27 protein-coding genes and 1 pseudogene are annotated in these 25,392 nt (G+C 71.0%); 16 read left to right on the top strand and 12 right to left on the bottom strand.

Annotation, left to right across the window (positions count from 1 at the left end; all coding sequences use genetic code 11):
* Positions 1 to 23 precede the first annotated feature (23 nt).
* The 5 genes from CG747_RS18855 to CG747_RS18835 all read left to right on the top strand — a co-directional run bounded on the left by CG747_RS18855 (position 24) and on the right by CG747_RS18835 (position 5,251).
* Positions 24 to 1,235 (top strand): thiamine pyrophosphate-binding protein, encoded by a 1,212-nt coding sequence (locus CG747_RS18855; RefSeq protein WP_100602913.1) that lies wholly within the window; start codon positions 24 to 26, stop codon positions 1,233 to 1,235.
* Positions 1,236 to 1,452: 217 nt separating this feature from the next.
* On the top strand, positions 1,453 to 2,910 hold the full coding sequence (locus CG747_RS18850; RefSeq protein ID WP_100602912.1) for a catalase: 1,458 nt from the start codon (positions 1,453 to 1,455) through the stop codon (positions 2,908 to 2,910).
* Positions 2,911 to 3,410: 500 nt separating this feature from the next.
* On the top strand, positions 3,411 to 4,163 hold the full coding sequence (locus CG747_RS18845; protein ID WP_100602938.1) for a hypothetical protein: 753 nt from the start codon (positions 3,411 to 3,413) through the stop codon (positions 4,161 to 4,163).
* 102 nt (positions 4,164 to 4,265) lie between these two features.
* Entirely contained in the window at positions 4,266 to 4,826 is a 561-nt protein-coding gene (locus CG747_RS18840) for a GNAT family N-acetyltransferase (protein ID WP_100602911.1), read from the top strand.
* A 47-nt stretch (positions 4,827 to 4,873) separates the two neighbouring features.
* A complete protein-coding gene (locus tag CG747_RS18835) occupies positions 4,874 to 5,251 on the top strand; it encodes an MmcQ/YjbR family DNA-binding protein (protein ID WP_100602937.1) in 378 nt (125 codons plus the stop codon).
* Positions 5,252 to 5,392: 141 nt separating this feature from the next.
* On the opposite strand, the gene CG747_RS18830 is transcribed toward CG747_RS18835, so the two are convergent.
* Entirely contained in the window at positions 5,393 to 6,070 is a 678-nt protein-coding gene (locus CG747_RS18830; protein WP_100602910.1) for a hypothetical protein, read from the bottom strand.
* A 195-nt stretch (positions 6,071 to 6,265) separates the two neighbouring features.
* Between CG747_RS18830 and CG747_RS18825 the strand changes: the two genes are divergently transcribed.
* Complete coding sequence (locus CG747_RS18825; RefSeq protein ID WP_100602909.1) at positions 6,266 to 6,823, top strand: NUDIX domain-containing protein; 558 nt, start codon at positions 6,266 to 6,268, stop codon at positions 6,821 to 6,823.
* Between the two features lie 8 nt (positions 6,824 to 6,831).
* Here CG747_RS18825 and CG747_RS18820 read toward each other — a convergent pair whose 3' ends face one another.
* The 3 genes from CG747_RS18820 to CG747_RS18815 all read right to left on the bottom strand — a co-directional run bounded on the left by CG747_RS18820 (position 6,832) and on the right by CG747_RS18815 (position 9,197).
* Positions 6,832 to 8,550 (bottom strand): AMP-binding protein, encoded by a 1,719-nt coding sequence (locus CG747_RS18820; RefSeq protein WP_100602908.1) that lies wholly within the window; start codon positions 8,548 to 8,550, stop codon positions 6,832 to 6,834.
* Positions 8,547 to 8,723 carry a hypothetical protein gene (locus CG747_RS48085; protein WP_180985598.1) on the bottom strand — a complete coding sequence of 59 codons (177 nt, stop codon included), beginning with the start codon at positions 8,721 to 8,723 and terminating at the stop codon, positions 8,547 to 8,549. Before CG747_RS48085 ends, CG747_RS18820 begins: the two co-directional genes overlap by 4 nt.
* A gap of 213 nt (positions 8,724 to 8,936) precedes the next feature.
* Complete coding sequence (locus CG747_RS18815) at positions 8,937 to 9,197, bottom strand: hypothetical protein (protein ID WP_100602907.1); 261 nt, start codon at positions 9,195 to 9,197, stop codon at positions 8,937 to 8,939.
* Between the two features lie 1,415 nt (positions 9,198 to 10,612).
* Between CG747_RS18815 and CG747_RS18810 the strand changes: the two genes are divergently transcribed.
* The 4 genes from CG747_RS18810 (at position 10,613) to CG747_RS18795 (ending at position 13,706) form a co-directional block, all read left to right on the top strand.
* A complete protein-coding gene (locus tag CG747_RS18810) occupies positions 10,613 to 11,119 on the top strand; it encodes a hypothetical protein (protein WP_100602906.1) in 507 nt (168 codons plus the stop codon).
* 322 nt (positions 11,120 to 11,441) lie between these two features.
* Complete coding sequence (locus tag CG747_RS18805) at positions 11,442 to 11,720, top strand: hypothetical protein (RefSeq protein WP_100602905.1); 279 nt, start codon at positions 11,442 to 11,444, stop codon at positions 11,718 to 11,720.
* 531 nt (positions 11,721 to 12,251) lie between these two features.
* On the top strand, positions 12,252 to 13,262 hold the full coding sequence (locus tag CG747_RS50995) for a hypothetical protein (RefSeq protein ID WP_374701785.1): 1,011 nt from the start codon (positions 12,252 to 12,254) through the stop codon (positions 13,260 to 13,262).
* Positions 13,263 to 13,430: 168 nt separating this feature from the next.
* Complete coding sequence (locus CG747_RS18795) at positions 13,431 to 13,706, top strand: hypothetical protein (protein WP_100602904.1); 276 nt, start codon at positions 13,431 to 13,433, stop codon at positions 13,704 to 13,706.
* Between the two features lie 279 nt (positions 13,707 to 13,985).
* On the opposite strand, the gene CG747_RS18790 is transcribed toward CG747_RS18795, so the two are convergent.
* From CG747_RS18790 to CG747_RS18780, 3 genes are all read right to left on the bottom strand, one after another.
* Entirely contained in the window at positions 13,986 to 14,318 is a 333-nt protein-coding gene (locus CG747_RS18790) for a hypothetical protein (protein ID WP_100602903.1), read from the bottom strand.
* A 129-nt stretch (positions 14,319 to 14,447) separates the two neighbouring features.
* On the bottom strand, positions 14,448 to 14,723 hold the full coding sequence (locus CG747_RS18785; protein WP_100602902.1) for a hypothetical protein: 276 nt from the start codon (positions 14,721 to 14,723) through the stop codon (positions 14,448 to 14,450).
* A gap of 320 nt (positions 14,724 to 15,043) precedes the next feature.
* Positions 15,044 to 15,289, bottom strand: a complete 246-nt coding sequence (locus CG747_RS18780) for a hypothetical protein (protein ID WP_100602901.1) — start codon at positions 15,287 to 15,289, stop codon at positions 15,044 to 15,046.
* Between the two features lie 713 nt (positions 15,290 to 16,002).
* Here CG747_RS18780 and CG747_RS18775 point away from each other — a divergent pair.
* Entirely contained in the window at positions 16,003 to 16,629 is a 627-nt protein-coding gene (locus tag CG747_RS18775; protein WP_100602900.1) for a hypothetical protein, read from the top strand.
* A gap of 129 nt (positions 16,630 to 16,758) precedes the next feature.
* Positions 16,759 to 17,106, top strand: a complete 348-nt coding sequence (locus tag CG747_RS18770) for a hypothetical protein (RefSeq protein WP_100602899.1) — start codon at positions 16,759 to 16,761, stop codon at positions 17,104 to 17,106.
* Positions 17,107 to 17,418: 312 nt separating this feature from the next.
* Here CG747_RS18770 and CG747_RS18765 read toward each other — a convergent pair whose 3' ends face one another.
* Positions 17,419 to 17,697 (bottom strand): hypothetical protein, encoded by a 279-nt coding sequence (locus CG747_RS18765; protein WP_100602898.1) that lies wholly within the window; start codon positions 17,695 to 17,697, stop codon positions 17,419 to 17,421.
* A 413-nt stretch (positions 17,698 to 18,110) separates the two neighbouring features.
* Between CG747_RS18765 and CG747_RS18760 the strand changes: the two genes are divergently transcribed.
* The 3 genes and pseudogenes from CG747_RS18760 to CG747_RS50715 all read left to right on the top strand — a co-directional run bounded on the left by CG747_RS18760 (position 18,111) and on the right by CG747_RS50715 (position 19,175).
* Positions 18,111 to 18,290: a hypothetical protein gene (locus tag CG747_RS18760; protein ID WP_100602897.1), complete on the top strand. Its 180-nt coding sequence runs from the start codon at positions 18,111 to 18,113 to the stop codon at positions 18,288 to 18,290.
* Positions 18,291 to 18,656: 366 nt separating this feature from the next.
* Positions 18,657 to 18,884, top strand: a pseudogene (locus CG747_RS49565) (chaplin); the annotation flags it as partial.
* 15 nt (positions 18,885 to 18,899) lie between these two features.
* On the top strand, positions 18,900 to 19,175 hold the full coding sequence (locus CG747_RS50715) for an LPXTG cell wall anchor domain-containing protein (protein ID WP_308303790.1): 276 nt from the start codon (positions 18,900 to 18,902) through the stop codon (positions 19,173 to 19,175).
* Positions 19,176 to 19,507: 332 nt separating this feature from the next.
* Here the strand turns inward: CG747_RS50715 and CG747_RS18750 are convergent, their stop codons facing one another.
* The gene (locus tag CG747_RS18750) at positions 19,508 to 21,049 is read right to left on the bottom strand and encodes an AMP-binding protein (protein ID WP_100602896.1); all 1,542 of its coding nucleotides are present in this window, start codon (positions 21,047 to 21,049) and stop codon (positions 19,508 to 19,510) included.
* A gap of 262 nt (positions 21,050 to 21,311) precedes the next feature.
* Positions 21,312 to 22,259 (bottom strand): LysR family transcriptional regulator, encoded by a 948-nt coding sequence (locus CG747_RS18745; RefSeq protein WP_100602895.1) that lies wholly within the window; start codon positions 22,257 to 22,259, stop codon positions 21,312 to 21,314.
* A gap of 115 nt (positions 22,260 to 22,374) precedes the next feature.
* Here CG747_RS18745 and CG747_RS18740 point away from each other — a divergent pair, with 115 nt between their 5' ends.
* Positions 22,375 to 22,935 carry a GNAT family N-acetyltransferase gene (locus CG747_RS18740; RefSeq protein ID WP_100602894.1) on the top strand — a complete coding sequence of 187 codons (561 nt, stop codon included), beginning with the start codon at positions 22,375 to 22,377 and terminating at the stop codon, positions 22,933 to 22,935.
* Here the strand turns inward: CG747_RS18740 and CG747_RS18735 are convergent.
* Both CG747_RS18735 and CG747_RS18730 read right to left on the bottom strand, forming a co-directional pair.
* On the bottom strand, positions 22,929 to 24,182 hold the full coding sequence (locus CG747_RS18735) for a GNAT family N-acetyltransferase (RefSeq protein ID WP_257980520.1): 1,254 nt from the start codon (positions 24,180 to 24,182) through the stop codon (positions 22,929 to 22,931). The genes CG747_RS18740 and CG747_RS18735 overlap by 7 nt on opposite strands.
* Positions 24,183 to 24,255: 73 nt before the next feature.
* The gene (locus CG747_RS18730; RefSeq protein ID WP_100602893.1) at positions 24,256 to 25,302 is read right to left on the bottom strand and encodes an ArsR family transcriptional regulator; all 1,047 of its coding nucleotides are present in this window, start codon (positions 25,300 to 25,302) and stop codon (positions 24,256 to 24,258) included.
* Between the last annotated feature and the right edge of the window lie 90 nt (positions 25,303 to 25,392).

Raw genomic sequence — 25,392 nt, 5'->3', positions numbered from 1 at the left:
ACCTCAAGGACTGAGAACCGGTCATGGGGGCACGTCGGATTCCCGCCGTACAGGCGGCCGTTGAGATCATGAAGGACGAGGGCGCCGACACCGTCTTCGGTTGCCCCGGTACCGCGCTGCTGCCGCTGTACGCGGCGCTGGAGCGGACCGGCGGCATCGCCCACCTGTCGGCGGGCCACGCCGAGGGCGCCGCGCACATGGCCGACGGCTGGGCCCGGACGACCGGGAAGGCCGGCGTGGCCGCGGTGGCGGCCGGGCCCGGAGCGGTCCGGCTGCTCAGCGGCCTGTACGCGGCGCAGCAGGACGCGGTCCCGCTGGTGTGCATCACCGGCCGGGAGGCGTCCGCGCCGCCCGCCCCCGCCGTACCGCTGCGGCACGCGGGGTACCGGCCGCCGGACCTGGTCCGGCTGGCCGGTGCGGTCACCAAGCGTGCCGAGCGGATCGAGGACCCCGCGCGGATCCCGGGCGCCTTCCGTGAGGCGTTCCGCATCGCGCGGGAGGGCCGGCCCGGTCCCGTACTGATCGACATCCCGGCCGATCTGGCCGCGGTGGAGATCGCGTGCGGTCCGGTTCCGGTCGCCCCCTCCGCTCCCGGCGCCGAACGGGCCCTGGTGGACGGTGTCCGGTCCTCGGCGCCGGGAGCGGTGGTACCCCTGTCCGTCCCGCCGGATCCGGCGGGTGCCGGGCCCCGCTGGGCCCTGGCGGAGCTCGCCGAGGTCTTCGCCGCGCGTCCGCCGGCGGACACCTACGTCGTCAGCGGACTGCCGGAGGTCTTCGCCACCGGTGGCACCGCCCCGCGCCGCCACCGGGTGCCGCGCCGCGGCGGTCCGCCGGGGTGGGAGGTGCCGACCGCGATCGGGGTCCGCACGGCCCTGGACTCCCGGGGTGAGCGGGCGGCGGAGGTCGTGGTGGTCGTCGACGGCCGCGGCTTCCCGCTGACGGCCGGGGAGCTGGCCGGGGCGGCGCAGTACGAAGTGCCGTTCGTGGTGGTGCTGCTCGGCGGGCCCGAGGACACCGACCCGTTCACGGACCCGGTGAAGCTCGCCGAGGCGTACGGCTGCGCGGGCCGGGAGGTCCTGGATCCGGCGGAGCTCCGCTCGGCGGTCGAGTGGGCCCGCAAGGAGGCCGTCTCCACCCGCCGGCCGGTCCTGGTGGAGGTCCGGGCCGAGCGCCCAGCGGACGCGTACGACGGTCTGCCCGCGGATCCGGTGCACACCCGCGCGTACGGGACCTGAACCCGTAGCGGAGGGGTCCTCCGGGCTCGCGGCAACAAGCTTCCGGGCGGTGGCTGCGCTGACACCTGTCCTGTCGCGCCCAGGCGCGGCCGCCGCCCGGAATACCCATCCCTGAGCAACACAGATTGTTTCAACAAACTGTTGACGTTTGGTCGGAGCGCTTTCTACGCTCCGACATGCGGAAGCCAACTTCCGCGCTCTCGTACGGAAGGTCACCATGTCGAAGCCCACGCTGACGACCGAGTCCGGCGCCCCGGTCGCCGACAACCAGAACTCTTCGACCGCCGGCGTCGGCGGCCCGATCATTCTCCAGGACCAGCACCTGCTGGAGAAGCTCGCGCGCTTCAACCGCGAGCGCATCCCGGAGCGCGTCGTGCACGCCCGTGGCTCCGGCGCATACGGCTACTTCGAGGTGACCGACGACGTCACCGGCTTCACCCGGGCCGACTTCCTCGACACCGTCGGCAAGCGGACCGAGCTGTTCATCCGCTTCTCGACCGTGGCCGACAGCCTCGGTGGCGCGGACGCCGTCCGGGACCCGCGCGGCTTCGCGGTGAAGTTCTACACCGAAGAGGGCAACTACGACCTCGTCGGCAACAACACCCCGGTGTTCTTCATCAAGGACCCGATCAAGTTCCCCGACTTCATCCACTCGCAGAAGCGCGACCCGTTCACCGGCAAGCAGGAAGCGAACAACGTCTGGGACTTCTGGGCGCACGCCCCCGAGGCCACCCACCAGGTCACCTGGCTCATGGGCGACCGCGGCATCCCGGCCTCCTACCGCCACATGAACGGCTACGGCTCCCACACCTACCAGTGGACCAACGCCGAGGGCGAGGCGTTCTTCGTCAAGTACCACTTCAAGACGAACCAGGGCGTCCGCAGCCTCTCCGCCGAGCAGGGCGCCGAGCTGGTGGGCAAGGACGCCAACAGCCACCAGACCGACCTGCTGCAGTCCATCGAGCGGGGCGTGTACCCCTCCTGGACCCTGTACGTGCAGGTCATGCCGGCGGCCGAGGCGGCCAACTACCGCTTCAACCCGTTCGACCTGACGAAGGTGTGGCCGCACTCGGACTACCCGCTGCAGCGGGTCGGCCGGATGGTCCTGGACCGCAACCCCGACAACGTATTCGCCGAGGTCGAGCAGTCCGCGTTCTCGCCGAACAACTTCGTTCCCGGCATCGGCCCGTCCCCGGACAAGATGCTCCAGGGCCGGCTCTTCGCCTACGCCGACGCGCACCGCTACCGCCTGGGCGTCAACCACACCCAGCTCGCGGTCAACGCCCCCAAGGCGACCACCGCGAACAACTACGGCCGGGACGGCCTCATGGCGTCGAACGCCTACGACCGCAACGCCAAGAACTACGAGCCGAACTCGTACGACGGCCCGGTCCAGACCGACCAGCCGCTCTCCGCGCCGCTGGCCGTCTCCGGCCACGTCGGCACCCACGAGGCCCCGGCGCACACCAAGGACGACGACTTCTTCCAGGCCGGTGAGCTCTACCGCCTGATGTCCGAGGACGAGAAGAAGCGCCTGGTGGAGAACATCGCCGGCGGTCTCGCCCAGGTCACCCGCGACGACGTGATCGAGAAGAACCTCGCGCACTTCCACGCCGCCGACCAGGACTACGGCAAGCGCGTCGAGGCGCGCGTCCGCGAGCTGCGCGAGGACTGACGGGAGGTCAGTTCCCTTGCGCACCCGTACCGGCCGGCCCGTTGAGGGGTGGTCGGCCGGTACGGGGAAGTAGTGCGGAGCTCCGCGGAATCCCGGGGAGATTCCAGTGCGGTGGCAGGCACGCCCGTCAAGGAGGGCGAGCCGCCTCCCCGCCGCGGAGCCCGCCTGCTGCCCCACCCCGTACCACCCACCCCTCCCACAGACTCCGTCCGACGGTGCGGGGGTATCTCCCAGCGGTAGCTGGGGGAATGTCCCGTCGCGCCCATCTCCCGCACTGTCGGACGGGAACCACTCACAGGGCCCGGAATTCCGTACGGTCACGGATTCCGGGCCCTGTGGCGTGCCCGCGCACCCGTGCTCCCCCGCGCTCCCCCGCAACTCCCCACCCGCCCCGGCCGCGACGCCTCGGCGCATTCCCGCCCCCGGCAGGCACGTATGGGGAGACCATGGACGGCAAGCAGAGCCGACCGACCGCCTGCCCGACCTGCCTGGAGCCGATCATGGCCGACAGCGTGCTGGTGCGGTGCCCTACGTGCCGCCGCGAGAACGCCTTCACCCCGCCGACCTTCCCCTGCGCCTGCGGTGCCCCGTTGACCCTGCCCGTGCTGCGCGGCGGGGTGCCGGTCGAGATACTGCACCGCACCTGGGAGGCGTCCTGGGTGGCGGTCCGGTGCGAGGTCTGCGGACGGCAGGACGACTGGCCGGCGCCGGAGAGCGGCTGCGCCTGCGGCACGGTCGTCCGGGTGCCGGTCGCCCCGACGCCCGCCGCACCACCCGCGCCCGAGCCGCCCTCCCCCACCGCTCCCGCCGAGTCGGCGCCGCCGCCCCGGCCGGCCCCCGGCCCGCCGCCGCAGCGCCCGGCGTTCCACCCGGTGACCATCCGGACCGCGCGGGACTGCGTCACCGCGGCCGCCCAGTACCTCAAGTGGCTGGGTTTCGCCGATGTGGGCCGGGCCCAGGAGCGGACCGCCACCGGCATCGACCTGCGCGGCACCGGCGTGGTCGCCCAGGTCGATCCGACGACCCGGGCCACCGCCCTCCGCGATGTCGAGTGCGTCTGGCTCAACGGCCTGTCCGACTCCGCGGTCGCGGTCTCCTTCTCCCTGGCCGGCTACGCCCGCGACGCCCGGTCCCGCGCCGACGAACTGCACGTCCCACTGTTCGTCATGGACCTCACCGGTACCCCGCAGCCGGTCAACGACGCGGCCGACGAGCTGATCGCCCAGGGAGCCCGGCCGCCGGGCAGGCCCTGAGCCCACCGCACCGACCGGGCCGGGCACCAGCACCAGCACCAGCACCAGCACCAGCACCGGAAACCGTTCGCCCCGTGGGCCCCGACCGGCGACACTGACCGCATGATCATCCGTGTTCCGGACCCGGCCGACCTGCCCGCCCTGCGCGCCCTCGAACGCGCCGCCGGGGAACCGTTCCGCACGCTCGGCATGGCGCTGATCGCGGACGACGAGCCGCCGCCGCTGGAACTGCTGGCCGAGTACCAGCGGGCCGGCCGGGCCCTCGCCGCCTACGACACCGGGCAGGCGGGCGAGCCGCCCCGCGGCTACCTCCTCTGGGACCCGGTCGACGGCTGCCGCCACATCGAGCAGGTCTCCGTCCACCCGGAGCGGGCCCGGCGCGGGGTCGGCCGGGCGCTGATCGACCGGGCGGGGGCGGCGGCTCCCTCGCCCTCCGGGCAGGAGGGGACGGACGGGAAGGACGACGGGCCGCCCGCGCTGACCCTGACCACCTTCGCCGACGTCCCGTGGAACGCCCCGTACTACTCCCGGCTCGGGTTCCGCCGACTCACCGCCGACGAGCTGACGCCGGGCCTGCGGGCGATCCGCGCCCACGAGGCGGAGCTGGGCCTGGACCGCTGGCCGCGGGTCTGCATGCGCCGGGAAGCGGCGGCGCGGAGCTGATATGACATTCCGTCAGCGGTGTCGGTGCGGCGGGCCATAATGTGCCGGTGATCGATGCGAACGCCCTCCGCGCCCTCTGCCTGGAATTCAACGGCGCCACCGAGGAGAACCCCTTCCCCGGGAATCGGGAGGTCTCCACGTTCAAGGTCGGCGGCAAGATCTTCGCGCTGACGTCGCTGGACGCGGCACCGCTGACCGTCAGCCTCAAATGCGACCCCGAGCTGGCTTCGAGACTGCGCGCCGCACACCCCGAAGTGGTCCCCGGCTACCACCTCAACAAGCGCCACTGGAACACCGTTTCCCTGACCGGCGGCCTCCCCGACCACATGGTGCGGGAGCTGATCGAGGACTCCTACGACCTGGTGGTCGCCTCGCTCCCGCGCACCCAACGGCTCCTCCTGGACTGGCCGGGCGAGCGCCGCTGACCGGGCGCGCGGCCCCGGCGGCACACCGATGCCCCGCGGTCACTCCTCCCACCGGGACCGGTCCGGACGGCCGCCCGCAGGCACGGGCGGCCGCGGCGGACCGGTCAGAGGCGACCACGGGGCATCACATCGGACGGACCGTCAGCCCTGGGGCGGCAGGACGGCGCGGATGCCGCCCTGTGCCGTGGCCGGGGCGACGGTGTCGTAGCCGCCGTTCACCGCACCGTTGCCGGCGTACTCGGCGGTGTAGCCGCCACTGAGCACCTCGGCGCCGGAGCGCGGACGGTCGGCGTCGCAGGACGCCTGACCGGCGGCGTCCGTCTTCGCCACGCACAGCACCTTGCCGGTGGTGTCCTTGAAGGTGATGGTGGCGTTCCAGATGGCGTCCTGCGGGCCGGCGGCGCGGGCCCGCACCAGGGTGGCGTGCAGGCCGATGACCTTCAGCGGCTTGGTGGACAGCGTGGCCTTGCCGGCGGTCAGCCGGGACGCCATCTCGGGCACCGTGGCGGCCGGTTCGCACAGCCCCCGGTTCCAGTCGAAGAGGCCGCCGGGGGCACAGGTCGCGTGCCCGTCCTGGGTCGCCACCCGGTGGGTGACCGGGTCGCAGCGGTAGAAGCTGGCGGCACTGTCGGCGTCGACCACGGTCGGCGCCACGGTCGCCGCGTCCTCGCCGCTCGCGCAGCCGGCGGTGAGCACCTCACGGGTGGGGCCGTCCGGGCTGCCGGGCTGGATGACGTCGGCGTAGGCGGGGGCGGCGAAGCTCCCCAGGGCGGCGGCCACGGCTGCGGCAGTGGTCGCCCAACGTGCGATACGGGTCATGAATGTCCCCTCTTGACGGGAATCCCGTGGGATTTCCGGCCTGGTTAACGGCCTTGGTGTTCGGCCTGGTTGACGGCCATTCGCCCGCTCCCGGCACCCGGGAACGGGCCAGGTCAGGACCCTATCGGCCGGGCGGGCGGGAACCGACGGCGACCCGGTCGCGGGGCGGCCCGGCGCGCGCCGTACAGTGCGCGGATGCGCCCGTCCCGAACACCCCGTCGAGCGGCCCGTGTTGCGGTGCTCGCCCCGGACGACACGGTCTTCCTGCTCCGCTACGACAACGAGGAGGTCGGCGTCCACTGGGCGATGCCCGGCGGCGGACTGGAGCCCGGCGAGGGCCCGCGGGCCGGGGCGCGGCGCGAACTGCGCGAGGAGACCGGCTGGACGGACCTGGAGCCGGGCCCGCTGCTGTGCACCTGGCAGCACGACTTCACCCTGCCCCGCGCTCTCGACCGCGCTCGCACGGGGACGCCCGCCGTGGGGACGCCGGTCCGGCAGAGCGAGCACGTCTACCTGGCCCACGGACCGCGCCGGGAGCCCACCGAGGGCGTGGCGACCGCGCACGCCGACGACCGGATCCTGGGCTGGCGGTGGTGGAACCCGGACGAACTGGCTGGCGCACCCGAGGCGTTGTGGCCGCCGCAGCTGCCCGCGCTGCTGGCGCCGCTGTACGGCCGGGGCGGGAAGCCGGGCACCGACCCGGTCCCCCGCGACCTGGGCTACGTCCCCAACTCCCCGCCCCGGCAGGGCTGATCACCCGGTCACACCGCGTCCAGAGTGCCCTCCCGGGCCGACGCTTCGGCTTTTCCCGGCTGGCCCGGCACCGGCTCCGCCGCCGCCGGGACCGCCGTCCCCCACTTCGCGGCGAGCCGCTCGCGGAGTTCGACCTTGCGGACCTTGCCGCTGACGGTCATCGGGAAGACGTCGGTGATCTCCAGATAGCGCGGCACCTTGTAGTGCGCCAACCGGGAACGGCAGTAACGGGCCAGCTCGTCGCGGGTGAGGATGTCGGCGGGATCGCGGAGGATGACGCAGGCGGCGATCTCCTCGCCGTACTTCGCGTCCGGGACACCGACGACCTGGACATCGGCGATCTTGGGATGGGAGTAGAGGAACTCCTCGATCTCCCGCGGGTAGACGTTCTCCCCGCCCCTGATGATCATGTCCTTGCTCCGGCCGACGATCCGGACGTAGCCGTCGTCGTTCATCACCGCCAGGTCACCCGTGTGCATCCAGCGGGCTTGGTCGATGACCTCGGCGGTCCGCTCCGGGTCCTCCCAGTAGCCGAGCATCACGCTGTAGCCGCGGGTGCACAACTCGCCGGGGGTGCCGCGGGGCACCGTCACCCCGTTCGCCGGGTCGACGATCTTGACCTCGATGTGCGGCAGCACCCGGCCGACGGTCGCCGTGCGGTGGCCGAGGTCGTCGCCCCGGCGGGTCTGGGTGGAGACCGGCGACGTCTCGGTCATGCCGTAGCAGATCGACACCTCGGCCATGTGCATCTCGGAGACGACCCGCTTCATCACCTCCTCCGGGCAGGGCGAGCCGGCCATGATGCCGGTGCGCAGCGAGGAGAGGTCGTAGTCGGCGAAGTCCGGCAGGTTCAGCTCGGCGATGAACATGGTGGGCACGCCGTAGAGCGAGGTGCAGCGCTCGTCCTGGACGGCCCGGAGGGTGGCGGCCGGTTCGAAGGAGGGTGCCGGGATGACGATGCAGGCACCGTGCGAGGTGACGCCGAGATTGCCCATCACCATGCCGAAGCAGTGGTAGAAGGGCACCGGCAGGCACACCCGGTCGTGCTCGGTGTAGCCGAGCGTCTCGGCGACCCAGTAGCCGTTGTTGAGGATGTTGTGGTGCGAGAGGGTCGCGCCCTTGGGGAAGCCGGTGGTGCCCGAGGTGTACTGGATGTTGACCGGGTCGTCGGCGGTCAGCGTCTTCTCGCAGGCGGCGAGCCGGGTGTGCGGGACGGCCGCACCGGCGGCCAGCAGCCCGCCCCAGGTCGGGTCGCCGAGGTAGACCACGTCGCGCAGCGCCGGGCAGTCGGCCCGCACCTGCTCGATCATCCGCCGGTAGTCACTGGTCTTGTGCGTGACGGCGGATACCAGCACGGCCACCCCCGCCTGCCGCAGGACGTACGCCAGCTCGTGGACCCGGTAGGCGGGGTTGACGTTGACCAGGATCGCGCCGATCCGGGCGGTGGCGTACTGGACAAGGACCCACTCGGCGCAGTTGGGCGCCCAGATCCCGACCCGGTCGCCCTTGCCGACCCCCTTGGCGAGCAGCCCGAGCGCCACCTCGTCGACCGCACGGCCCAGTTCGGCGTAGGTCCAGCGACGGCCCCCGGCCACCTCGACCAGCGCCTCGCGGTCACCGAAGCGGGCGATGGTGCGCGCCAGGTCGGCGCCGATGGTGCGCCCGAGCAACGGCCGGTCCGCCGCCCCGCTCGCGTACGACAGCTCGATCTGCGACTGACCGGTCACCGGTGGCTCCCCTCCCTGTACGCGGCAACGCCGCCGCCCTGCTCGGTCCGCTCGCCCGGATCGCCCTCCAGGGACGTGCGCGCCCCTCCGCCCGCCGGGGGTGCCTGCCCCAGCGCATCCACCAACACCTTCATCGGCTGCTCCCAAAACCCGTCGTCGGCCATCGCGGTCATCCACCCGCAAGATTGCCCGCCGGCGCGGAAAATCCACCCCCGCGAACAACCCCGTACGTGCCACGTACAGCATGGCGTCGAACGCCCCCGAAGGACCCTCGGCTCGCCTACCCGTTCGCCACCCGAAGACGGAGACGGGCACAGCCGAAAAATGGGTCTCGGTGCCCGGACCAGTGGCCCGGGCACCGAGACCCATTGCGGTGACGCGCGTGGCTACCCGCGACCGCCACCACAGAAGGTGCCCATGGGGCTGATCTGCGCGCCCGGGTTTCCCCGACCGTTGAGGGCGTTGCCCAGCAGACCGTTGAGAATCCCGACCTGACCGAGAACGTCGACGTTCAGGTTCTGACCGTCGCACCCCCAGCCGCCCATCGCCTTGGCACCCTGCGCATTGGCGGTGCCGGCGCCGGCGCCGAGGAAGGCGACGCTACCGAGGACGGCGGCCACCACAGCAGCCTTGTGAAGCTTCCGCATTTCTCCTCCTTGGGTCGATAGAGCGAGCATCAAAAGATCCACATCGCTGATATCGGAGGCTAATATGATATTCGGCATATTGCTCATCGGTGCTGGCATCCGGGGCCCGGAGGCCCGCCCCGGCCTGCGCACCACACCGCGGGGAGCCAGGCCCGCAAGCGTCCGAGACGGCACCCGCCGCCGCGTCCACGATTGCAGTAGCACCCGATGACGCCCCGTCGGCACCGCATGCCGTACGCGCAGTTCCCCGGCAGGGAGACACCCCGAGGACGAACGCGAGGCCACCGCCGCAGCGCCGGTCCAGGAAGGGACAAGCGCTGTCACGGCCTCACTCGTATGCCACACCCCGCCACCTGAGCCTCCGTGAGCCGCGCACCCACCGAGGACCACCCAGAGCCACGACGACCGACCGCACCCACGACGACCGAACGCCACGCAACGGCACACCGGCAGCCCCGCGCCACTACGCGCCGACAACACCCCCCACAGATTTTCCCCCCACACGACGGCAAAGAAAAACACAAACGCCCCACCACACACCGATAAACAACCAACAACTCGCCCAATTCCACGGCGAGTTCCACACCCACCCCGCACACCAGGCCACGACGCGCCGCATGTGAAAAATCGCCGCACGCCCCCGATCCCCCACCACACACGCACCCAAAAGGCCGACGCGACCAGCACATCGGCCGCTTAGGATGTCGGCGTTCTTTCAGGTGGGAGAACAACGACGGCCAGCGTGTTGCCAGCCCTTCCACGCTGGCCGTCGCTCCACTCACCGGGCCCATCGCAACGGGACCACCGGCACCACCAAGCGAACTTGACCGACGATATGGCAGCCCGACTCACAGCGGCCGCCCCGTCTCTCTCCCCTTCTCCCCTCTCCCCCTCCCCCTTTCCTCCGTTCCTGCCGGACCGGATGCTCCGCAACTCGCCCATGCCCAGATGCCGCGCACCTGGCACAAGCCCCGGCGAGCCGAGGCGGCCGCCCGCCACGAACGCAAGGACACCGGCGCTCCAAATGACGCCCACCGGTGGGCAAATGGGTGACCGTGCATTGATTCCCGTTACCAGGAGCGGAGATTGACCGTTCCCCGCTGGGAGAGAGCAGCGAATGGACCAATGGACCGCCGGCCGGGACGACCCCTTTCCTCCCAGGCGCCGGGTGCCCCGCGGAATCGATGTCGGCATGGCGTCCCACGCGAGTTGGAGGATCGGCGATGGACCGGGCCACCGACTCCGAGACGGCGTGGAGAGCTTGTGGCGGACATTGCCGTGGTCCATCGGGAGGCTTCCGCCGTGGTTTCACCCAGGGCGCGCACGATGTGAAGCCCGGAATTCCTCTGTTCGCGCACTCAAGACAGCGATAAATAATCAGATTTCCATACAGGCAATGAAGGGCCGAGGGTTCCATGCGCAAGCTTCAGCAGATCGCGCTGGTCGTCGCAGCGGCTGGCGGTCTGTCCACCATCGGCGTCGGCGCGAGCCACGCCGACGCTCCGGCCGGGTACAACGGCGCCGCCACGCCCACCGCTCCGCAACACGAAGGCCCCCAGGCCACCGCCTGGACGGCCTCGGGTGCCACCTCACACGCCTACGGGTCGCAGGGCGGCCCCCAGCAGGCCGGCGCCCCGCAGTCCGCAACTCCCCAGCAGGCACCGGCCCCGCAGGCCGGCCCGCAGGTGTCCCCGCAGCTCAATCCGCAGCTCAACCCGCAGCTCTCGCCGCAGGTGGCGCACGTCCTGCCGCAGTCCGGTCCGCAGAATCAGAACAACCTCTTCCGTCCGTACCAGGAGTGCAGCCCGCAGTCGTTGCTCGACGCCAACGTCCCGATCGGCCTACTGGCCACGCCTGAGACCCGTGGCTTCAGTTGCACCCAGGTCAACACCCAGGCCAACGCCTTCGCCACAGCCCGCTGAGAAGGCTGCGGCGGCCGCAACACCGTGGGCCCTTCGAGGGAATTCCCTCGAAGGGCCTTCTCGCGCGACATGCTCAACAAGCCTCGCAGCATCAACCATTCAGCTGAATGACCACCCGGACCATGGCCCGTTCTCGCCCCAACACGCTCTGAACTGCTCAGGTTCCGGGGCAACTTCCGATTTTTTTCTGTCGCATAATCCGGCGCGTCGCTCAAGGTCGATCGATATTTCGTATTAGCCTTCCCAACTGTACGAAGTCGGTACATCGCAGATCGCATCTGCAGATCGCAGTCCACATCGCCTCAAACTTTCCGGAGAAGAAATGCGCAAGCTTTACAAGGCTGCCGTCGTGGCTGCCACTCTCGGCAGCATCAGCTTCCTCGGCGCCGGCACCGCCTTCGCTCATGGCGGCCAGGGCGGCGGCCAGTTCGACATCAAGCAGGGGTCCCAGTGCCGGTCGCACGACCTGAACGTGGACGTGCTCGGCGAGGTCGGCGTCCTCAACGGCCTGCTGGGCAACGCGCTCAACGGCGAGGGCTCGCCGGGTGCGCAGTCCACCCACCTGGGCTCGTCCATGGGCTGCAACAACAGCGCATTCTGAGCCGCTAGCAACCGCACAGGTCACCCATAGGTTCTCGACGCCGAGCCGCAAGGCCGGCGTCGAGAACTTTTTTGCGTTCTGCCGACCTGCATCCGATGCGATTTTCGATACCGGCCGAAACATGGTCAGGGATCACACCTAACCGGTCCGATGCGCCATACGGACCGTGCGACCCGTCCGGTGAACTGCCGATAAAAATACCGCGATTGACATGGATGGGGCGCGGCGCCGAGGCGTAGCGCCCTTGCCGCTGCGCGCACCGACACTCCAAATGGTGCATGCTGGTGGGCAAATGGGTGACCGGGCTCCGATTCCCGTTACTCGGCCCGGGAATTGGCCGTTCCTCGTTGGGAGAGAACAGCGAAAGGGCCAGCCTCACGATGGGCGTTGCCGCGGTCCAGCGGGAGGCTTCCGCCGTGGTTTCGCACCGGGGTGCGCGAGGCGTGAAGCCCGGAATCACCCCTGTTCGCACCCCCACGACAGCGATACGTAATCAGTTTTCCATACAGGTAATGAAGGGCCGAGGGTTCCATGCGCAAGCTTCACCAGATCGCGCTCGTCGTCGCGGCGGCTGGCGGTCTGTCCACCATCGGCGCCGGCGTGAGTTATGCCGATGCTCCGGCCGGGTACAACGGCGCCGCGCCGCCCACCGCTCCTCAGGCCCCGGCTCCGCAGCAGTACGCCCCTGCTCCGCAGCAGTCGGCTCCGCAACCTGCGCCGCAGTACGCCCAGCAGCCCGCCCCCCAGGCACCCGCTGCGCAGCAGTACGCCCCCGCACCACAGCAGTCGGCTCCCCAGCCCGCGCCGCAGTACGCCCAGCAGCCCGCCCCCCAGGCACCCGCTGCGCAGCAGTACGCCCCCGCACCACAGCAGTCGGCTCCCCAGCCCGCGNCGGCTGGCGGTCTGTCCACCATCGGCGCCGGCGTGAGTTATGCCGATGCTCCGGCCGGGTACAACGGCGCCGCGCCGCCCACCGCTCCTCAGGCCCCGGCTCCGCAGCAGTACGCCCCTGCTCCGCAGCAGTCGGCTCCGCAACCTGCGCCGCAGTACGCCCAGCAGCCCGCCCCCCAGGCACCCGCTGCGCAGCAGTACGCCCCCGCACCACAGCAGTCGGCTCCCCAGCCCGCACCGCAGTACGCCCAGCAGCCCGCCCCCCAGGCACCCGCTGCGCAGCAGTCCGGGCCGCGGTTCGACAGCCCGCACGCCACCGCATGGGCCACTTCGCAAGGGGCCGCGCAGGCGTCCACCTCCCCTGGTGGTCCGCAGCAGTCCGCCCCGCAGGCGGCCGCCCCGGCGCCGGCCGCCCCGCAGGTCGCCCCCCAGGCCGCCCCGCAGGTCACGCCCCAGGTCGCGCCGCAGGTCGCCGTTCCGCGGGTCTTCTCGCCGCAGCCCGCTCCGCAGGTCAACCCGCAGATCAACCCCCAGGTCAATCCGCTGGTCAACCCGCTGGTCTCCCCGGACGTCCCGCAGGTGTCGCCAGTCGGACTCGGGCGGCTGGCGGCTTCGCCGGTGGGACAGCTCGACCTGCCCCGCATGACCTGATCAGACATCAACACCCCTCCGGGACAACCGAGTTGCCGTGTGACATGAGCGGGGGCGGAGCCACGCCTGCCCCCCTCAGCGCCTGAGTGGCGACCGGTTCCCGGGGGGACTTCCAGCACGTAGCCGTCCATCCGCACCTCTACAACCGCTCAATTCACCGGAGAAGACATGCGCAAGTTCCACAAGGCTGCCGTCCTGGCTGCCGCACTCGGCAGCGTCGGCGCCTTCGGCGCAGGGACCGCCTACGCCCACGGCGACCGGGGGCACGACCTCGACGTCCGGCAGGGCACCGAGTGCCGGTCGCACGACATGAACATCGACGTCCTTGGCGCAGTCGGACTTCTCAACGGCACGCTGGGCAACGCGCTCAACGGCGAGGGCGCGCCCGGCGCCCAGCCCTCCCGTATGGGCGCGAACCTGCGTTGCGACAACAGCGCCTTCTGAACAACCGTCACAAGCACCTGAACTGACCTGGTCCCGGCGTCGAGCCACAGCTCGGCGCCGGGACTCGTCGGTTGCGGCGGCGTGCACGCGACCCACGGCGCGCAACGGACGACGCACAGCACATGACGAATGGCCGGACCGTTTTCACGCGGTCCGGCCATTCGCCGTTTGATGGGGTGCCCTGAGGCGTCACCCCTGTTCAGCCGGAGTGGGGAGGCAGTGGGAGTCCCGCCCTCGCATGACCCGTGGAGGACTCCCGCCGCAGCTCCCCGCCGAGGCTCAGTCCATGGGGGCCATCTGGTCACCGGCGGGCACCGGCGCCGCGTTGTTGCAGGTGATGGCAGGCCCGACCTGAGTGGTTCCCGGATTGAGCAGCCCGTGTGCCGGAAGCGTCACCGGCGATGTCGGCATGCAGCTCTTCGCCTGGTCCAGGGTGTACCTGCCGTCTTCGTTGGCACCGGTGGTTCTCTGAAGGCAGGTGACATTTCCCTGGATGTCACGGGAGCACAGCCCCGTGGTGTCGGCGGCGTGTGCCTGGGGCGCAATGAAGCCGGCCGTGGTGAGGCCGCCCATCAGTGCCACGACGGCTGCGATCTTCTTCCGACTGAACATGTACTGCATTCCTTTGTGATCGATGCTCGGGCGCAATGCACCGCGAACGGGCCCGCGCCCGAGCCCTGGGAATGCCGAAAAGGGTTCTGGTGCCCGGACCCGAAGGCCGGACACCAGAACCCCGCCCGGCTACTTTCCGATGGAGTTGTTGCAACCGATGCCCGAGCCGATCGGGGTGGCCTGCGCGCCCGCCGAACCCTCTCCGTTGATCAGGTTGCTCGCCAGTCCGTTGAGGATGCCGACCTCGCCGAGGACGTCGACGTTCAGGTCGTGTGTGCGGCACTGGGAACCCTGGCCGGCACCGAAGCCACCCGCACCACCGAGGGCGTACGAGGTGCCGGCACCGAAGAAGCCAACGCTGCCCAGAGCGACGGCCACGACAGCAACCTTGTGAAGCTTGCGCATTTCTTCTCCAAAAGAGCGGAAGCGATCGATTAGCGATCGATCTCGTGCAGTTGCTGGATAGTTAATACGAAAGAATCACGGTTGCTGGGAGACGCGCCGAATGCTAGACGTTCACGAACGAACTTGACCCTTGCAACGATGGCAAGTTCCTGGCCAGTTGGACATTCAACGGGCCGGGGGAGGCTCAAGCACTATTGGGCGAATCACCCATTCGGCGGCACCGGGGCGGCTCAATTATTCAGACACAAACAAACGGGTCCTTCGGGAGGACAACCCCGAAGGACCCGCGATCGGTGTCGCATACGGCCGCCCGGCCGGCCTTACTTTGCGAAGGCGTGATTGAACTGGCCGCAGGTGGTGCCCCAGGTCTGGGGAACGGCGAGCACGCCGATCGGGAGGTTGGCCTCGGCGAACGTCTGCGGGCTGCACTCCTGGTACGGGCGGAAGAGTTCGTTCTTGTGCACCTTGCCGCCATCGTGGGCGTAGGCGGTGCCGACACCGGCACCGACGGCGGACAGACCGCCGGCCGCCGCGGCGACGATCAGGACCTGCTGGAGCTTGCGCATGGAACCCTCGACCCTTCGTACCTTTACTTAGCCCTAATTGCTGGCTGTGACTGCGCGCACACTAGCAGTAGCCAATCTGGGGGTTCCACTCCGTTGTGCACCCTGTGTCGAAAGACAAGGAAAGGCGGGAGAAGGCAACGGAGTTCACCGTCCCGGACGCCGTCCCGCTCCGCCTTAAAGGAAGCCCGATAGTCACACCGAGGAAGGTCGGCCGAGTCGACAGGAACGCCGCCCGCATCGGATTGCCGCTGACCCGGCGAGCGACCTCCTCGAATTCACCGGCGGCGCCGACAGCAATGGCAAACGGGTGACTGTCGGCCGACCCCCGTGCCCCTGCCGGGGGCCCGCCTCGTTCTTTCCCCAGAGAGAGCGGAGAAGCGTGCGGCAGCGATGCCATCCGGGCCGCCGCGCGATCTGCCGGGTGCACTTTCGTTGCGCTTTGCCGATCTCAAGCGGCTTGCCCTATTGGCTCGTTGGAGATCTTCGGATGGATATCCGGAGCGGGGCACGGGAGTCCGTCGTCCATTGCCCGGAACGCCGGAGTGCACCGCCACCAGCCCGTCGCGGACGTAAGGGAGAGAGCCTCCTCTTGCGAGAACGACACGAAAAGTGTAGAGGGCGAAATGCGCGCATAACTACACCGAGTGTGCATATCCTCACACTTAGTAGTCGCGGCATCATCCCCGTCCACGCAACCAAGGATCAAAGGTTCCATGCGCACACTTCAGCGAGTTGCCATCGTCGTCGCAGCAGTCGGCTGCCTCTCCACCGCCGGTGCCGGAGTCAGCTTGGCTGACGGGAACGGCCCGGAGGCCACTGCCTGGGCCGTCTCGGCTTCCGGGGCCTCTTCGTCCGGCGGTGAGCGCGGCGGTCAGGAGGCCGCCCCGCAGGCCGCCGCCCCGCAGGCTCAGGCCCCCCAGGCCGCTCCGCAGGCACCTGCTCCTCAGGCCGCCCCCCAGGCGCCCGCCCAGCAGGCACCGGCCCAGCCGGCGCCCGCCCCGCAGATCGCTCAGCCGGCTCCGGTCCAGCAGGCACCGGCCCAGCTGACTCCCGTTCAGCAGGCTCCCGTTCAGCAGGCGCCGGCGCCGCAGGCCGCCACCCCCCGGACGCCCGCCCAGGAGGCACCTGCCCAGCAGTCTTCCGAGAAGCGCCGTGAGGACGTGAAGATCAAGCAGCACACCATGTGCCGCTCCCACGACCTGAACGTCAACCTCCTCGGCCAGGTCGGGCTGCTGAACGGCACGTTGGGCAACGCGCTCAACGGCGAGGGCTCGCCCGGCAAGCAGGGCACCCGCCAGGGCTCGCGCATGGGCTGCGACAACGTCGCCCTTCGCAAGTAGTCACCGCGGGGTTCTGGTGTCCGGCCTTCGGGTCCGGGCACCAGAACCCCTTTCGGTATTCCCAGGGCCATGGCGCGGGCCCGTTCACAGTGGCCCGCGCCCGGGCATCGATCACAAAGGACGCAGTGCATGTTCAGTCGGAAGAAGATCGCAGCCGTCGTGGCACTGATGGGCGGCCTCACCGCGGCCGGCTTCATCGCCCCCCAGGCGCACGCCGAAGGAGAGAGCCATTGCAGCCGCGGCGAAGCTGGCGACAGAACCTGCGTCAACAGGCATGAGGCCGCCTATCGCACCAAGGACGGCGATCGCGTCATCATCGACCAGACCCAGCGCTGTTCGACCATCGACCGGGAGCGCGTGGTGTGGCCCGAGAGCGGCACCACGGACAAGCAGAGCACGGAAATCGGCCCGCGCATGAACTGCTCCAACCAGTTTCCGCTGCCCAAGGAGCTCCAGCGGCAGTCCGCCGACTCCTGAGGTCCACACGCTTGCCCACCGGGACAGGGGCGCCCCTGTCCCGGTGACGACTCCACGGGGTCGGCCCGCCCATCGGCGGCCGGCCCCGCTCTCGTGTGTCAGCACTCTCGGATGTCGGCGCTCTCGATATCCCGTCGCCCGGTGGTGTCCGCTGCCCTCGGGTTTGCCGCGCGGCAAGCCCGAGGGCTGAGCGCTTCGGGTGTGGAACTCCGTTGCGGTGGGCGCGCGTTGGCGTCAGGCCCTGATTTCCCGGAGCACACAAAAGGGTTCCGGCGCCCACTCGTGTGGACGCCGGAACCCTTTGCGTTCCGGTTACTTGCTGAATGCGCCGTTGTTGCAGCCCATCTTGGAGCCCATGTGGGTGGACTGCGCACCCGGCGAGCCCTCGCCGCCGAGCAGGTTGCCGCCCAGGCCGTTGGCGATGCCGACCTCACCGAGGATGTCGACGTTGGTGTCGTGAGACCTGCACATGGAGCTCTGCCTGATGTCGAAGCGGTTGCCGCCGCCGTCGGCCGTGGCGGTGCCGACGCCGAGGATGCTCACGCCGCCGAGGACGGCAGCCACGACTGCAGCCTTGTGAAGCTTGCGCATTTCTTCTCCGGTGGATCGAACGGTTGAGGTCGTTATGTAACGACTTCGTACAACTAGGGAGGCTAATACGAAATCTTCGTGAAGTCGCGGAACGACGCGCCGGGTTGTATAATCGCGGATTTTGCGAATTCCCTTGCCCAGCAACGATTTTGGGACGTCGAAGGACAGGATTCGCAGTAGGCACGCGAGGCGCATTCACCCGTTCGGCCGCAGCCCCCTGGACAAATTCTCCGCACCGCGGCGGAGGCCGTTTTCGGAGTTTCGGCGCGTCGGCGCCCTGCGCTTTGTGCGCGCATACCGCAATCGCGCGATCAGGTGATCGCGTGGCGTGGACGGAGGAGTCCGTGAGGCGCCGGTGCCAGGGTGGCCTGTGCCAGTTGCACGTCAACACGACGAATGGAGCCGGAGCCGCTATGCGCCGTGCCCTTGCCACCCTGCTGGGAGCCCTCGCCCTCACCGGGGTTCTGTCCGTACCCGCCCATGCCGACGGAAACGAACCGGGGGTCGGCGGAGTGCTCGGTGACCCCCTGAAGGTCGCCAGCGATATCGGGCCGCTGCACGTGGGCCGACTCCCGCTGCTCAACCGGGACTGATTGCCTGATTCCGCCCAGGGCGCCCCGATCCTGCCGAATTCACCGGCGGGCTCGGGGCGCCCTGCCGTAGGCCCCCGCGCAGCTCGCCTCGCGGCGCGCTTCCCGCTTCTTTTCGGATTTTCGGATTCCACGCTTTTGCGAGTTCAACCGGTGCGCAGGGTCGACACTTCCCGATCGTTTTCCGTGCCCCATTCATCGCGTGCGGCACATCGCCATACAAACGTATCTACCACCGCTCTCCACCGAGTAGGCATACACATCAAGCTGAAAGAGTGATCGAAATGGTGCATTCGGAGCTTTCTGCGTTCAGCGTCGTTGTGTGTTGTGCGGTCCGCGGATGTGACCGCACTGTCAAGGAGGAGTCACGTGATCAAAAAGGTCATTGCCGCTTCGGTTGCCACGGGTGGCCTGCTGCTCGCAGGAGCGGGAACGTCCGCGGCCGACGCCGGAGCGGAGGGCACCGCCGCCGGATCTCCGGGTGTCATTTCCGGCAACCAGATCCAGGTGCCCGTTCACATCCCGGTCAATGTGTGCGGCAACACGGTGAACGTGGTCGGAGCGCTCAACCCCGCCTTCGGCAACCGCTGCGTCAACGCATCGGAAACCCACATGCGGCACCACCACAAGATGAAGAAGCACAAGCGCCAGATGCTCCACGAGACCCCCGCGGTCCAGCATCATGCGCAGGCCGCTCCGGCGCCCGCTCCTGAGCGCCGGGTGCACCAGGAGCACCAGGAGCACCGGCAGCACCGCAGCGCCCCGCTTCGCCCCCAGCTGGCCCAGACCGGTGGCGCGGAGACCGGCCTGGCGATCGCGGCCAGTGCCGGGCTGCTGATGGGTGGCGTTCTGCTGTACCGCCGGGGTCGCCGCACCGCTCGCAACTGAGCGGGTACCGCGGAAACCACCCGGAATCGCGGCGGTTGCCCATCCGGCCCGGGGCGCAGTGCTCGGTGCGGATGCGGATCTCGTCGCGGTACGGATCGCGGACGGCCGGCTCGGGCCGCACGAAGGCACCGAGGGGCGGCGCGTGCTCGGGAAGCGGGGCACGCGCGGGTAGCCCGGCCGTTCAGGAGTTCCAGCCGCAGCCCGGGTCTTCGCGGCCCGGGCTACCGCTGGTACTCATCGGCAGTTCACCGCCGACGGCGGTGAACTGCCCGTCAGTTGGCGGTGTCGGCCCGCCGGCCGGGGCGGGGATGGGCCCGTACGGTGACGGTGCGTCAGTTGACGCCTCGATCGAGCCCGGTCCAGTACGGCTGCCGCAGCTTGAACTTCTGGATCTTGCCGGTGGCGGTGCGGGGAATGCTGTCCCGGAACTCCACCGAGGTCGGGGCCTTGTAGCCGGCCAGATGCCGCTTGCAGTGGGCGATGATGTCGGCCTCCTGGGCCGTCGCGCCTTCGGCGAGGACGACCAGGGCCTTGATGGTCTCGCCCCACTTCTCGTGCGGTACGCCGATGACGGCGACCTCGGCGACGGCCGGGTGGCTGAAGATGGTGTCCTCCACCTCGATCGACGACACGTTCTCGCCGCCGGTGATGATGACGTCCTTCTTCCGGTCGGAGATCGTCAGATGGCCGTCGGCCTCGTCGAAGGTGCCGCCGTCACCGGTGTGGAACCAGCCGTCCTCCAGTGCCTCCGCCGTCTCCTCGGGCTTGTTCCAGTACCCGTCGAGCACCGTGTTCGAGCGGGCCAGGACCTCACCGGCGTCCGAGATCTTCAGGGTGACGCCGAGTGCCGGCACCCCCGCCCGGGAGAGTTTGCGGGCCCGCTCCTCGGCGGGGAGGTCCACGTCGGCGGGGCGGGTGCGGTTGATGGTGAGCAGTGGTGAGGTCTCGGTGAGGCCGTAGAGCTGGATGAACTCCCAGCCCAGTTCCTCCTCCACGCGCTGGATGGTCCTGGTGGGCGGCGGGGCGCCCGCGCAGACGATCCGCACGCGGTCCCGGCCGGGGATCTCGCCCGCCCAGGTCGCCGCCGCGTCCAGCACCATGTTCCAGACGGCCGGGGCGCCGCACATGAGGGTGACGCCGTGCTCCTCGACGCGGCGGAGGATCTCGGTGCCGTCGACCTTGCGCAGCGCCACCTGCTTCACGCCCAGCCCGGCCATCACGTACGGCATGCCCCAGCCGTTGCAGTGGAACATCGGCAGCGTGTGGAGGTAGACGTCGCGTTCCCAGACGCGGGTGTGCAGGCCGAAGGTCATGCCGTTCACCCAGATGTTGCGGTGGGTCAGCTGCACACCCTTGGGGCGGGCGGTGGTGCCCGAGGTGTAGTTGATCGTCGCGGTGCCGTCCTCGTCGGGGTTCGACCAGGGGCGCGGTTCCACGCCGAACCGCATCAGCTCGGTCTCGGTCTGCGCACCGAGGACGAAGCGGTGGCGCACCTTGATGTCGGAGAGTGCCGCGTCCAGTTCCGGGTCGACGAGGAGGACCGAGGAGCCGCTCTGCTCCACGAGGTAGGCGACCTCTTCGGGCTTGAGGCGGAAGTTCACCGGGACGCAGACGCGGCCGCTCATCGGGACCGCGAACAGCAGCTCCAGGAGGCGTGCGGAGTTGTGACTGGCCACCGCCACCCGCTCGCCCTCACCGACGCCGAGGGCGTCCAGGCCCGCCTGCCAGGCACGGACGCGTTCGGCGAACCGCCCGTAGGTCGTCTCGGGCACCGGCGCGGCGGGCTGATGCGGTTCGTCGACCACCCCGGGGCTGTTGCGGAATCCCCACTCCGCCCGGTCCAGGAAGTCCGCGATCGTCATCGGTGTCCGCATGCTCTCTCCTGTGCTCTATGTACCCGGGACAAACACGTCTGCGAGGTGGAACGGAGTCTGGCAGTTGACGCCGCCGGCAGGGGTCCGGGCAGCGGTTTTCCGTCAAGGAACGATCATGGTGGCGTCTGCCGTCCTCCCCGTCGCCGCGATGCCGGGTGCCATCGTGTAATCGGGGGCGCAGTTCGCACCACCCCCTGTGGGGAGGGAAGCCCCCTGTCAGAAGGGAGGCGGAGGGATCGGCGGGCGGCGCGTGCCGGGCGGGTCAGCGGCAGACGGCCGGGGTGCCGCTCTCCCCCGCCGCCGCGCAGGCCCGCAGCAGCAGGTCGACGCCGTCGGGCGGATCGGTGCGGCGGACCACGAGGGAGGTGGTCAGCTCCATGCCCGGGTTGCGGAACGGCAGGTACGCGACGCCGGGCGCGGGAAGCCGGCGGGCGTAGGTGTCGTAGACGACGGTCCACATCCCCGCGGCCGCGGTGCAGGCGCCGATCGCGGCGAGGGTGGCGTCCAGCGAGCCGTGCCGGGGGCCCGGCACGGGGGTGAAACCGACGTCGCGGCAGGCGGTGACGACCAGGTCGACCAGCGGCGGGTTGTGGCGGCGGGCGGTGAGGACCAGGGGGACGTCGGCGAGGTCGGCGAGGCAGAGGGTGCCCGGTGAGGCGGCCAGCGGGTGCCGGACCGGGACGGCCGCGACCAGGGGGTCCTGCCAGAGCGGGACGTGGCGGAGCCCGTCGCGGGCCGCGCCGGGGGCCGGGCCGCGGACGAACGCGGCGTCCAGGACGCCGGTCACGACCAGGGCCGGACGGTCCGGGGCCGGTGCGGTGACCGGTTCGACGGTGAGCTGCGGGGCGATCCGGGGAAGCGCGGCCAGCACCCGGTCCAGGTGCCCGGCCAGGCCCGGGCTGGTGCCCAGCCGCAGGGTGCGGGCCGGGGCGACGGGGGCCGCCGCGACGCCCGTACGGTGCGCGAGCACGGCGCGGGCGCGCTCCTCCGCGGCGAGCAGAGCCCGGGCCGCCGGGAGGAACCGTTCGCCGGCGGCGGTCAGCCGCGGCAGCGGCAGCGCGGTGTCGAACAGCTCGGTCCGCAGGTCGCGTTCGAGCCGGCGGATCCGCTGCTCCAGGGCCGAGCGCAGCAGGCCCAGGCGCTCGGCGGCCCGCCCGAGGTGCCCTTCCTCCGCGACCACGACGAAACAGCGCACCTGTTGGAGTTCCACGCCCGCCCTTCCCCGGCCCTCCGGGCCACGGCCCCCGTGTGCCACCGGCTCCAACGGTGGCGGTGCCGGGTCAATTCCCTTGTCGCGCCCGCGGCGGCGCGGCCATCATCTCCCCATGATCGATGCCACCGCCCTTTCCGAGAAGCCGGTCCTCGAAGGCGACCGGATCCGACTGGTCCCGCTGTCCGACCGGCATGCGGACGCCTTCCACACCACCTTCCAGGACCCGGAGACCAGACGGCTGACCGGTGCCCACCACGACTGGACCCGGGCGGAGATCGGTGCCTGGATCGCCGAGTGCGCGGGCCGCTCCGACCGGCTGGATCTGGCCATCGAGGACCGGGACACCGGCGGTTACCTCGGCGAGCTGGCGCTGAACCGGATCGACCCGGACAACGACCACGGCACCTTCCGGATCGCCCTGACCCCCGCCGCCACCGGTCGCCGCCTGGGCCCGGAGGCGATCCGGCTGCTGCTCGGGTACGCCTTCGACCGGGTGGGCCTGCACCGCGTCCAGCTGGAGGTCTTCGCCTACAACGAGCGGGCCCGGCGCGCCTACGAGGCGTGCGGTTTCGCGGTGGAGGGCCGGCTGCGCGAGGCGCTGTACTGGGACGGGGCCCGGCACGACGTGCTGCTGATGGCGGCGCTGCGACCGGCGCGGCCGACGGCTCAGTAGTCCTCCCCGGCGAACGGCAGCCGCTCGGTCTCCAGGGCGGCGTCCAGGCGCCGGACCGCCCCCGGGGTGTGCTCGACCGCCAATCCGGCCCGGACGAGCCGGCGCAGCGGGACCCCGCCGAGGTAGCACGCCGCCAACTCCCGCACGTCCAGCGCGACATCGGCGGGGTCGGTGGTCGGCGTCCAGGAGGCGGCGGTGCCGGGCCGTCCGGCGGTCAGCCGGAAGCGTCCGTCGTTGGCGGGCAGGACGGTGTCCCGGACGCCGAGGACGAGGTCCACCGGGGCGGCCCAGGAGCGGGCGGTGAGCGCGGTGCCGACGTCCACCAGCCGCAGCCACAGGCAGGGTTCCTGGCGGGTGACCCGCACCTGGTCGCGGTCGGCGGCGAAGAGCAGCAGGGGATCGTCCACGGGCCGGGCGTCGGCGTGGACGGTGGCGGTCAGGTCGATGCCGGCGAGGTAGGTCCACAGTGCGGCGGCGGCCGGGGCGGAGTCGGCCGCCAGCTCCTGGACGTCGACCGCGCCGGGCCCGTGGCCGTCGACGCCGCGGGTGCGGTAGAGGGCGTAGCCGCCGGGCGGCTCGTCGGCGGCGCCCAGCACCACCACCCGCAGCGGGCCGTAGTCGTCCTCGTCGTCCTCGGCGCCGTCCAGGCCGAGCACGTGGGTGCGCCACCATTGCGGTCCCCGGCTGAACTGCCCGGCGCCGAGAGGCAGTTGTGCTTCATGGAACGGTCCGAGCGCGGCCGGTGCCTCGGCCGGGTCGAGCAGTCGCAGCGGGCGGTCGTCGGGGGTGACGCGGAGCGCCAGCGGACGGCTGGAGTCGATCTCCAGGCGGTACGCCTCGGTGGCGGCGCCGAAGCCGAACCGGCCGTAGATCGCGCTCTCCGAGGCCCAGAGGCAGGCCAGCGGCAGTCGTTCGGCGGCGCACCGCCGCCACATCTCGTCGAGCATCGCGGTCAGCGCGCCGCGCCGCCGGTGGGTGGCCGCGACCGAGACGAAGTCCAGTGCCGCGCAGGGGAGTCGGGTGCCTGGTACGGCGAGGTGGAGGCGGTGGGCGGCGGCCATGCCGGCCAGCGTCCCGCCGTCGTAGGCGCCGACCCGGAGCGCGTGGCGCAGCACCTCGCGCTGGTGGGTGCGGCCCTTGCCGTCGAGCTTCAGGTGGAAGGAGAGGGCGGTGAGCTCGACCGCCTGGTCGAGGTCCGCATCCGGGATGGCGCGGAGGGTCAGTTCCGTACGGTGATCCGTTGTCACGGGGGGACGCTAACCGGGCGGGTACGCCGCCCTCATCCCGTTTTCCGTATCGCCGGCGCATTTCGGCCCCGTGTCACCCCTGCGCCGACGTGCCGCCCTCCCCGTCCCCCATCAGCAGGTCGCCGCGCTCGGTGCGCCGGTACACGACCCGCCGTCCGACCCGTGTCCCGACGACCAGCCCGGTGTCCCGCAGGACGGCCAGGTGGCCGCCGACGGTGCCCAGCGACTGGTGGAGCCGGGCGGCGAGTTCGGTGCTGGTGGCGGGCTGCCGGAGGGCGTGCAGGAGGGTGGCGCGGCCGGTGCCGACGAGGCGTTCCAGGGCGCGGCCCGGGCCGGTGGCGGTGGTCGGGGAGGCGGGCTCGGCAAAGGTCGCGGTGGCGGCGCCGCGGGCCGGGTAGACCTGGGCGTAGTGGCCGGGCGGGCCCTCGCAGAGCCAGGTGCCGGTGGCCAGGCTCACCGGCACGAAGAGCATGCCGGTGTCGCCGATGACGCGCTCGGGGCCGGGGCGGTGGCCGAAGCGGATGGCGTCCGGGCCCACCCAGGTGCTGTGGCGGCTCATCTGGTCCAGGGCGGCGGGCCAGCCCCGGGTGGCGAGCAGTCCGGCCCGGTGGGCGATGTCGCGTTCGAGGAGGGTGCGGCGGCGGGTCCATTCCGGGGCGATGTGCGCGGTCCACAGGGCGTGGAGCAGGTCGGCGGTGCGGGTGGCCCAGTCGTGTCCGGTGAGCCAGGAGAGGTCGTGGTGGCGGTGGTGGCGGGCGGCGTACCGGGGGTGCGGGTGGGCCCGGGACGTCTCCAGTTCGGCGCGGAAGTCGGCGTCGGGGACGGCGCGGACGGCGGCCAACTCGGCGGCGAGGGTGGTCCGCAGGCCGTCCGCCGGGGGGATTGCCACGAAGCGGGGCAGCCAGGTCGTGGAACCGACCAGGCCGATCAGGCCGTCGGCGAACGGGTCGGCGTCCAGGGCGGCGGTGAAGGCCGGGAGCCGGCGGGCGTGCCAGGCCGCGAACCAGGGGGCGGGGCCGGGCCGCGCCAGCGCGATCGCCGTGCCGAGGGTTTCGGCGAGCGGTGACAGCGCGAAACGGGAGCGGGAGAGGGCGAGGGGGCTCAGGCGGAGTACTGCCATCCGGTTCCGGCTCCCTCCTGGTCGTCCGTGTGCGGTCGTCACCGGGTCGGGCCGGGCCGAGGCGCGTCCCGCGGGCCGGGGGCCGGGCGT

This window comes from Streptomyces sp. CB02959, from assembly GCF_002803155.1.
GTDB lineage: Bacteria > Actinomycetota > Actinomycetes > Streptomycetales > Streptomycetaceae > Streptomyces.
This window is presented reverse-complemented; position numbering and strand designations above follow the sequence as displayed.

Bases quoted from the DNA above. Each gene is read 5' to 3' on its own strand.
- CG747_RS18775 (WP_100602900.1), top strand. From the start codon at position 16,003: ATGCGCACACTTCAGCGAGTTGCCATCGTCGTCGCAGCAGTCGGCTGC.
- CG747_RS18740 (WP_100602894.1), top strand. From the start codon at position 22,375: ATGATCGATGCCACCGCCCTTTCCGAGAAGCCGGTCCTCGAAGGCGAC.
- CG747_RS18850 (WP_100602912.1), top strand. From the start codon at position 1,453: ATGTCGAAGCCCACGCTGACGACCGAGTCCGGCGCCCCGGTCGCCGAC.
- CG747_RS18750 (WP_100602896.1), bottom strand. From the start codon at position 21,049: ATGCGGACACCGATGACGATCGCGGACTTCCTGGACCGGGCGGAGTGG.
- CG747_RS18810 (WP_100602906.1), top strand. From the start codon at position 10,613: ATGCGCAAGCTTCAGCAGATCGCGCTGGTCGTCGCAGCGGCTGGCGGT.
- CG747_RS48085 (WP_180985598.1), bottom strand. From the start codon at position 8,723: ATGACCGCGATGGCCGACGACGGGTTTTGGGAGCAGCCGATGAAGGTG.
- CG747_RS18845 (WP_100602938.1), top strand. From the start codon at position 3,411: ATGGCCGACAGCGTGCTGGTGCGGTGCCCTACGTGCCGCCGCGAGAAC.
- CG747_RS18805 (WP_100602905.1), top strand. From the start codon at position 11,442: ATGCGCAAGCTTTACAAGGCTGCCGTCGTGGCTGCCACTCTCGGCAGC.
- CG747_RS18825 (WP_100602909.1), top strand. From the start codon at position 6,266: ATGCGCCCGTCCCGAACACCCCGTCGAGCGGCCCGTGTTGCGGTGCTC.
- CG747_RS18840 (WP_100602911.1), top strand. From the start codon at position 4,266: ATGATCATCCGTGTTCCGGACCCGGCCGACCTGCCCGCCCTGCGCGCC.
- CG747_RS18855 (WP_100602913.1), top strand. From the start codon at position 24: ATGGGGGCACGTCGGATTCCCGCCGTACAGGCGGCCGTTGAGATCATG.
- CG747_RS18760 (WP_100602897.1), top strand. From the start codon at position 18,111: ATGCGCCGTGCCCTTGCCACCCTGCTGGGAGCCCTCGCCCTCACCGGG.
- CG747_RS18815 (WP_100602907.1), bottom strand. From the start codon at position 9,197: ATGCGGAAGCTTCACAAGGCTGCTGTGGTGGCCGCCGTCCTCGGTAGC.
- CG747_RS50715 (WP_308303790.1), top strand. From the start codon at position 18,900: ATGCGGCACCACCACAAGATGAAGAAGCACAAGCGCCAGATGCTCCAC.
- CG747_RS18765 (WP_100602898.1), bottom strand. From the start codon at position 17,697: ATGCGCAAGCTTCACAAGGCTGCAGTCGTGGCTGCCGTCCTCGGCGGC.
- CG747_RS18790 (WP_100602903.1), bottom strand. From the start codon at position 14,318: ATGTTCAGTCGGAAGAAGATCGCAGCCGTCGTGGCACTGATGGGCGGC.
- CG747_RS18795 (WP_100602904.1), top strand. From the start codon at position 13,431: ATGCGCAAGTTCCACAAGGCTGCCGTCCTGGCTGCCGCACTCGGCAGC.
- CG747_RS18730 (WP_100602893.1), bottom strand. From the start codon at position 25,302: ATGGCAGTACTCCGCCTGAGCCCCCTCGCCCTCTCCCGCTCCCGTTTC.
- CG747_RS18785 (WP_100602902.1), bottom strand. From the start codon at position 14,723: ATGCGCAAGCTTCACAAGGTTGCTGTCGTGGCCGTCGCTCTGGGCAGC.
- CG747_RS18780 (WP_100602901.1), bottom strand. From the start codon at position 15,289: ATGCGCAAGCTCCAGCAGGTCCTGATCGTCGCCGCGGCGGCCGGCGGT.
- CG747_RS18830 (WP_100602910.1), bottom strand. From the start codon at position 6,070: ATGACCCGTATCGCACGTTGGGCGACCACTGCCGCAGCCGTGGCCGCC.
- CG747_RS18770 (WP_100602899.1), top strand. From the start codon at position 16,759: ATGTTCAGTCGGAAGAAGATCGCAGCCGTCGTGGCACTGATGGGCGGC.